This is a genomic window from Pinirhizobacter sp., from assembly GCF_035317885.1.
Classification (GTDB): Bacteria; Pseudomonadota; Gammaproteobacteria; order Xanthomonadales; family Rhodanobacteraceae; genus Pinirhizobacter.
Map to the genome: position 1 here is coordinate 1 of NZ_DATHFX010000521.1, position 7,847 is coordinate 7,847.

A 7,847-nucleotide genomic window follows, 5' to 3' on the forward strand; every position below is an offset into this window, starting at 1 on the left:
CGGCAGTGCCAGGCGCACGGATTGCCCGGCCTGGAGGGTCTGCGGTACACCGCCATGGGCGAAAGAAAGTTGCTCGCCGCGCGTGAGGGTGTACAGCACGCCATCGGCATCCACTTCCACCCGCAGGTGGCAGCCCTGCCAATGCAGTCCGAAGCGGTAATAATTCCATGCCTTGGGCAATTGCGGCGCCAACGACGGCTTGCCATGACGCACGCGCAGTCCGCCGAAGCCCCAGGTCAGCGCCAGCTGGCTGCCAGCCATGGCCGCCATGTGCACGCCGTGCGCTGCATTGCCATGCAGGTCATCGAGATCCACGCGCAGCGTGTCCAGGAAATAATCGTACGCCTTGTCGGCATAGCCGACTTCGGCCGCCATCACGGCAAAAGTCGACGCCGAAAGCGTTGAGTCGTGCACGGTGACGCCTTCGTAATAGTCGAAGTTGCGCCGCTTGGCGGCCACGCCCACATGCTCGCCGGCGAGCATCAGTGCCAGCAGCGCATCGGCCTGCTTGCACACCTGGTAGCGGTAGATGGTCAAAGGGTGCAGGCGCAACAGCAATGGCTGCTTGTTGGTGTGGTCCTGGAAGTGCGCTGGCAGGCGCGGCTTGTCGAGGAAACCATCGTCCTGCGGATAGATATCCAGCGCCGGGTCCGTTGGCAGGTACATCATGGCCGCCGCCTGCCGCCACTGAGCCACTTCCCCGTCGGTCAGGCCCAGGCGCGCGGCCAGCGCGTCGAACCGTTCCGGATGCGCCTGGGCCATCCAGCGCGCCGTGCCGGCAGCGTCCGCCAGATGCCGCTGCGCCATGCGGTTGGTGTAGAAGTTATTGTTCACCAGCGCCGAATATTCATCCGGGCCGGTTACTTCGTGGATGCAGAACGCGCCGTCGTGGCGGTCGCTGAAATGCCCTACATCGCGCCATACGCGCGCGGTCTCGAAAAGTATCTCGGCACCCTCATCCAGCATGAAGCCGTCGTCGCCGCTGACATCCCAGTAATGGCGAACCGCCCAGGCCACGGCGGCATTGATGTGGTACTGCGCAGAACCTGAGGGAAAATAAGACGAACACTCATCGCCGCTGATCGTACGCCAGGCGAACAGCGCGCCACTTGCGTGATCCATCTCACGGGCATGGGCACGGGCGCGATCAAGCGTGCGGTACCGGTACGCCAGCATGTTGCGCGCGATCTCCGGTGCCACCGGCGCCAGCGCGGGCAACATGAAGACCTCGGTGTCCCAGAAATAATGCCCCTCGTAACCTTCGCCAGTGAGGCCCTTGGCGGCGGTGCTGCCGCTACCGTCGCGCCCGGACGACTGGTAAAGATGGAACAGGTTGAAGCGCAGGGACTGTTCCACCAGGGCGTCGTCGCAGCCAAGGTCAACTTCATTCCAGAAGCGTTCGAGCGTACCGGCCTGCTGCACCAGCAACGCCGGGAAACCCATCGCCCCGGCACGGTCGAGTACCGCTTCGGCGAGCGCATGCAACCGTTCCGCGGAGCCTTGATCGCCCGGGGCGGTCCACGCATAGCCGACATTTTTCTCGATCGACACGCCCTGCCCGGGGGCCAGCGTGCCGCTGAACACCTGCACCACGCCGCGCGCCGTGGGCATGCAGGCACCGATGGCAAGGTCGCCTTCGATCACGCGATGCCGTTGCGCGCAGACCACGGAAATGTCGCTGTGGGTGGTCCGCTGCATCACCCAGGCCGATCGTTCGTCGGCGTGGGCGGCGACCAGGTGCAAGCCACCTTCAATCTGTGCACCGATGCGAGGATCGTCGCCCTGCTCCACCGGAGCCTTGCCCGCGTCGATGGACGATTCCAGCGTGACGGAGCCTGAGTAATCCACCGAGATCACCTGGTAGCGCATCGTCAGCAGCCCCGGCTCGTCCAGCGCGGCAAGGCGTTCGGCGATGATGTCCAGCGTCTGCCCCGACGCACTGCGCCAGCGCAGGGTCCGCCGGAAGACGCCGCGGCGCATGTCCAGTTCACGGGCAAAGCCCAGCCATTGGCCCTGCGCCAGGTCGACAAGCGTATCGCCCAGCCGCAGGCGGATGCCGGTGCCATCGGCCACGGGCACTCGGGTATCGGTGTGCCGGGCAAAACCGGAAAACCGCTCGTGGTAGTGGATCGGCGAACGTTCCCATACGCCGGCGAGAAAGCTGCGCTGGCTGTGGTTGCCACCTTCCTCCAGGCCGCCGCGTACGCCCAGCGCGCCGTTGGCAACGGCGAAGAGGCTTTCTTCCTGGGCGAAAGTCGAAGTGTCCGTGCCCTGGCGCCGCAGCACCCACGGATCGCATTTCCCTACGCTGGGAATTTCTGCCAAGGGAGCGATGGCGCTAGTCGGCACGTTAACGGGTTCCCGGCACGTCGGTTGTTATCGATATCATTACCCGTAAACGATTGCATACCGTCACAGGCGAGCGAACTGTGCCAGCGATTGTTATCGATATCAAGCCACCCGAACGAGGTATCTTCACACCCGCGTCACACCTTCGTTACATATTGCAGTGCACAATTATCGGCTGGCTGAATTCCTGGCGCCGATAAGGCACCATGGCCGCGGCCAAGCAACCACGCGAACGCCATGGCTGCGATAGCACACAGGGGAAACCAGGCCGTTGAGCCGGACGACTAAAGCCATCGCAGGTCGCGTGCCGCCGTCCAGCCCTACCATGGCAGACCTCGCTCGCCTGTCGGGCGTGTCGAAGATCACCGTTTCCCGCGCCTTGGGCGACAGTCCGCTGGTTAATGCCCGGACCCGTGATCGCATCCAGTCGATTGCCCGCGAGCATGGCTACAAGCTGAACGTCAATGCGCGCAACCTCCGGCTGCGCCGCAGCCATACGGTCGCCGTGATCGTGGAGATGAAGCCCACGGCGCAGCGCGGCATGTTCGATCCCTATCCGTTGGCCTTGCTCGGCGGCATCTCGCAGGAGCTCACCGCCGCCGGGTACAGCGTGCTGTTGACCACACGCCAGGGCGCCACCGTGGCAGCGGTACAGGCGGCCGACGGCCTGATCCTGCTGGGCCAGGGTGCGAACCAGGAAGCCGTGCGCCGCTTCGACCGCCTGGGGTTGCCGATGGCGGTGTGGGGCGCAACGTCGGTGGCCGGTTCCCACGTCACCATCGGCAGCGACAACCGCGGCGGCGGCGCGCGCGTAGCGGAGCATTTCTTCGCACTGGGACGGCGGCAACCGATCTTCATCGGCAATCCCAGCCATCCGGAAATCTTCGACCGGCTCAATGGTTTCGTCGACGCACTGGCCGCACGCGGCATCAAGCCGTTGCTGCTCAAGCGGGACGAATTCACTCCCGAATCCGGTGCCGAGGCCGTTCAGGCGGTGCATGCACGCGGCGTGGCCTTCGATGCCATCTTCGCCTGCAACGACTTGCTTGCCATGGGCGCCATCCGCGCTACTGTCGGGCTGGGCAAGTCCGTCCCCGGCGATGTTTCGGTGGTGGGCTACGACGACATGCCCGCGGGCGCCACGTTCCTTCCGGCGCTGTCCACCGTGCGTCAGGACTGGCAGCGCGGCGGTACGTTGCTGGCGCGCAAGGTGCTGGGCCTCATCGGCCACGAAGATGCCGAATCGGAGAGCCTGCCCGTGGAGCTGGTGATCCGCGGCACCTGACGTCAAGTACATGGCCGGCTTTGCCGTCGTTACGCCAGAAGAAACAATGCGTGCGCGCAACGAGCGTACCCATCGATGCCCGGGCAACCTACATTGGGTGCATGGACACCAACCTTACGCATTCCGCCCCTGCCTTCTTCATTTCCCACGGTGCGCCCACCTTCGCCCTGCAACCTGGCCAGCTCGGGCCGGTACTGACAGCGGCAGGAGGGCGCATGGGCGCGGCCAAGGCGGTACTTATCGTTTCGCCGCACTGGATAACGCGCGGTGTGCGCGTGGCCAGCACACCCGCACCGGACACCATCCACGACTTCGGAGGCTTTCCCGAACCGCTTTACCGACTGAGTTATCGGGCGCCGGGCGCACCCGACTGGGCCGCGCGTGCCGTGCAACTGCTCGAATCAGCAGGCTTCGCCGCCGAGCCAGATGCCGGGCGCGGCCTGGACCACGGCGCATGGGTGCCACTGCGCTACTTGTTGCCCGAGGCGAACACGCCGGTGTTCCAGGTATCCATGCCGCGCGACTTCGATACCGCCGGAGCCTGGCGCATGGGCCGCGCTTTGGCGCCGCTGCGTGCGCAAGGCGTGGCCATCGTCGGTTCGGGAAGTCTCACCCACAACCTCTACGAGGTATTCCACGGCGGCAAGGAAGCCCCCTATGCCCAGGAATTCGCCAGCTGGGCGACCCGGGCAGTACTCGGCGGCGACACCGATGCGCTGCTGCATTACCGCGCGCAAGCACCGTCCGCCGAGCGTGCACATCCCACCGAGGAACATTTCCTGCCCCTGGTGGTGGCCGCGGGCGCCGCCACCGAAGGCGAACAGGCGCAGTTGCTTCCCGGTGGCATGACCTACGGCGTGCTGGCGATGGACTCCTATGCCTGGGGGCTGCCCCTTCCCGAGGCTGCTTGAGCCACAATGACCGCCACCGCCGTATCGCGGCGACCATGGCGAGTCGATGAAGGGAAGGAAGTGGATACAAGTGGGCCTGACGCTGGCACTGCTGGCGCTGGCCATAGGTACCCTGGTGCACCTGTCCAGGACCATGTCCTGGACGAGCCTGCACAACTCCTTCGCCGATACCTCGTGGTCAAGCATGCTGATCGCGCTGGGCGCCACGGTAGTGAGCTTCACCGTGCTGGCGCTGTACGAGCGCTACGCCACGCAGGCCGTAGTTCCCGGACGCATCCCGTTAGGCCAATCGCTCGCGGTGGGCTGGATGGCCCATGCGCTATCGAACACGCTGGGCTTCCATGCATTCACCGGCGGCGCCGTGCGCTACCGCGCCTACAAGGCGCGCGGACTCAATGCGATCGACATCGGCAGCATCGTCACCCTGGTCGGCATCAGTGTCGGGCTGGGTTCCGGCGGCCTGCTGGCGATCACCATGATCATCGCACCGGAAGATCCCTGGACCCATCGCGTGGCCGGGGCGATCATCGCCGTTGCCCTGCTTGCCACCATCTGGTGGTTGCCCGCGGCCAGCGGCAAGAAACCGTTCCGTCACGTCACGGTACCCCGCATCCGCCGCGCCTGGCTTGCACAGCAGCTGGTGTTGGGGCTCATCGAAGCCACGGCCGCGGCGATCGCCTTCTACATCCTGCTGCCCGAAGGCGCGGTGCCCAGTTTCACAGGCCTGGTGCCGGTACTGGTGATCGGTGTGCTGATCGGCATCATCAGTCATTCGCCCGGCGGCCTTGGCGTGTTCGAGGCCACCGTGCTCGCTGCCCTGCCCTCGGTACCGGGCGAGGAAGTGCTGGCCGCGCTGGTGCTCTACCGCCTGATCTACAACCTGCTTCCGTGCGCCGCGGCAGTACTGGTGTTCAGTTGGCAATACTTCCTGCGCAAGCGCCTGGTCAACCAGCCGGCACCGGGTGAAGCATAAGCGAAGGCGCCGAACGGCTAGTTCGACGGCGGATAGGTCCGCAACAGTCGCCTCTGGCGAAGGAACAACGACGCGAGCCTGCGCCCGCTTACCGGGGCGTTGCCACGCTTGCGGGCCATGGCACCCAGGCGGAACAGCATCCGTTGCTTGGCGAAGACGATGCGGTAGACGTCGGCGATGCCGTAGCGTGGATCCCACGCATGCACGGCCTCGGAACCTGCACCGTTGACTTCCATGATGGTGAAGTCCCCCGCGGCCAGCGCCGCCGGTGTGGCATAGCGGACATCGAAACGCCCCACGTGGAAATCACCCATGTCCCGGGCGATCTCGTCAAGCTTCGCATCCAGCGCCGCCGTACGCAGCCGGGTGCCGTCTTCATAGCCCCCGCCTACCCGCGTGGAGGCGACGGTTGCCACGCGCACCACCTCACCGCTGACGGGAACGTATCCAGGATCGAACGATGCCGCGTGCTGCGAATCGTGCATGCCGCGCCGCGCGCGGACATCACGCCGCACCAGGGTACCGATATCGTCGACGCCATTGCCGACTACGCTTGGGTATGCACGCAGCAGGATGGCGACGAGTTCGCCATGCGATTGCCCAGGTTCACGCACGTAGAACAGCCCGGCTTCGCCCGGTTCGTCCAGGTACCGCTGCAGGATGAAATCCTCGCCTGCGGGAAAGCGATCTAGGTAGTCGGCAAGCCCCGCTTCGTCATCGATGCGTCGCACGCCGAATCCGCACCAGCCGATCTCCGGCTTGGCCACCACCGGGTATGCCAGGCCCGCGTCACGGAGCCTGGTCGCCAGGCCCTGGGCATCGCACTCGGGGAATTTCTTGCAACTGATGTACGGCGCCGTTGCGGCAGTCGCCAGCGGCCCCATGGCACGGAAGTATTCCGACTTGCCTTCGCCAAGCAAGCCACCGGCAGTGAGGCCCGGGTTGAGCGCCGAAGGCAATGTCAGGCTTCGATACCCGATGCCGAGCCAGCACCAATGTACGACCATCGGCACCAGGTTCAGCCACTTCGGCAGTCGCTCGAAGCGGCCGACCCGCGGTGTTGCTCCCAGTGGCCGGGCCAGGCGATCAGCAAGCTCAGTCATGGTCACGCACCTGATAGTCGATCGGCTTATAGGCGAAGTTGTTCGACTGCCCGGCCGAACAGGCGGTGAGTCCGACGATCAGGTCCATCCGTGCCTCGAAGACGGTGCAGTCACCGGCGCGGCTGAGCGGTGGTTCCACCGTGATGGTGCCATCGGCATGCACCGGGACGTTCATGAACACATTGAAGGCCACCGGGATCTGGTCGCCATTGATGCCATAGGGCGCCAGGGCGGCGGCAAGGTTGCCGAAGCATCCGCGATGCGGTTCGGTATCGCCGTAGAGCTTGCGGAACATCTCCGCCGAGCATGGCGACAAGAGGAAATCGTGCCGCCCGACGTAGTCCTCGCCGATACGGAACATGGCCCGGCTGCGATTGGAATAGAGCTCGTCCCCGGTGGAAAGGTAGATCTTCCCCGCATAGTCGATGCTCCGGCCCGAGGAAATGACTTCCCGGGGATCTTCCAGGCTGAAGGCAACGAGGTCCGCCACCTGCTCGCCAAAGGGATCGGTCACCACCAGCCGTTGGCCGGCCTTCATCGAGAATGCAACGCCGCTACGTGGGGGGATGCGTGGCATGAATTTCCTGTGACGGGGGGATTCATCGCCGATGCTAGGAGTTGCCGGGGCAACTCCCCGTGAAAAAAACGGGCGCCCAAAGGCGCCCGCCGCGATATTCCCTCACCGGTTCCCATCCCTGGGGCCCTGGCGTTCGTGCCGGGGCGTTTCCCCGGGCGACATCAGTCGCCCAAAACCACGCCTACCCCCATCCGGAAGATCGGCGAATCACCCGCCGCGGCCGACACGCCGGCGTTGAAGTTCACCCGGCCGGTATCGTTCCAGCGCGACACGCCCACGCCCAGCGCGGACTCACCACGATAGTTCGCGACACCAGCGTTGAGCACCGTCTTGCCGGGCATGTACGGCGTGACGTTGATCAAGGCCGCGGAAGCGGCGATGCCACGGTTGGCCTGGCGTTGCACTTCGCCGATCCGGCGGTTCACGCCGTCGAAGCGATCGTCGGTGTAACGGTTGGCCGTGGCCAGCGCATCCTGCACCTGGCCCCAGTTGGCAGCGTCCGTCCGCTGCGAACCCGCTGCAACGTTGGAGATCTGGCGCTCGGCACCCGCCGAACCCACCGACACCGTGTCGGCGCGATCAGCCACGGACCCGGCACCGATGGCCACCGAGTTGTCGGCCGTAGCCAAGGCGCCGGTACCCGCGGCAA

General features: G+C 65.4%; 7 protein-coding genes. 3 read left to right on the forward strand and 4 right to left on the reverse strand.

Annotated features, from left to right (window positions below; all coding sequences use genetic code 11):
• On the reverse strand, positions 1 to 2,349 hold a 2,349-nt coding region (locus tag VK519_RS17135), incomplete at its 3' end, for a glycoside hydrolase family 65 protein (RefSeq protein ID WP_324351790.1).
• A 325-nt stretch (positions 2,350 to 2,674) separates the two neighbouring features.
• Between VK519_RS17135 and VK519_RS17140 the strand changes: the two genes are divergently transcribed.
• From VK519_RS17140 to VK519_RS17150, 3 genes are all read left to right on the forward strand, one after another.
• The gene (locus VK519_RS17140) at positions 2,675 to 3,634 is read left to right on the forward strand and encodes a LacI family DNA-binding transcriptional regulator (RefSeq protein WP_324351791.1); all 960 of its coding nucleotides are present in this window, start codon (positions 2,675 to 2,677) and stop codon (positions 3,632 to 3,634) included.
• A gap of 50 nt (positions 3,635 to 3,684) precedes the next feature.
• Positions 3,685 to 4,545, forward strand: coding sequence for a DODA-type extradiol aromatic ring-opening family dioxygenase (locus tag VK519_RS17145; protein WP_324351792.1), 861 nt, complete (start codon positions 3,685 to 3,687; stop codon positions 4,543 to 4,545).
• Positions 4,546 to 4,615: 70 nt separating this feature from the next.
• Positions 4,616 to 5,518, forward strand: coding sequence for a lysylphosphatidylglycerol synthase domain-containing protein (locus tag VK519_RS17150; RefSeq protein ID WP_324351794.1), 903 nt, complete (start codon positions 4,616 to 4,618; stop codon positions 5,516 to 5,518).
• A gap of 17 nt (positions 5,519 to 5,535) precedes the next feature.
• Here the strand turns inward: VK519_RS17150 and VK519_RS17155 are convergent, their stop codons facing one another.
• The 3 genes from VK519_RS17155 to VK519_RS17165 form a co-directional block, all read right to left on the reverse strand.
• Positions 5,536 to 6,621, reverse strand: coding sequence for a hypothetical protein (locus VK519_RS17155; RefSeq protein ID WP_324351795.1), 1,086 nt, complete (start codon positions 6,619 to 6,621; stop codon positions 5,536 to 5,538).
• Complete coding sequence (locus VK519_RS17160; protein ID WP_324351797.1) at positions 6,614 to 7,198, reverse strand: DUF1989 domain-containing protein; 585 nt, start codon at positions 7,196 to 7,198, stop codon at positions 6,614 to 6,616. The genes VK519_RS17155 and VK519_RS17160 overlap by 8 nt, the downstream gene beginning before the upstream one ends.
• 161 nt (positions 7,199 to 7,359) lie before the next feature.
• Positions 7,360 to 7,847: YadA family autotransporter adhesin (locus tag VK519_RS17165; protein ID WP_324351798.1), on the reverse strand; the 488-nt coding region annotated here is incomplete at its 5' end.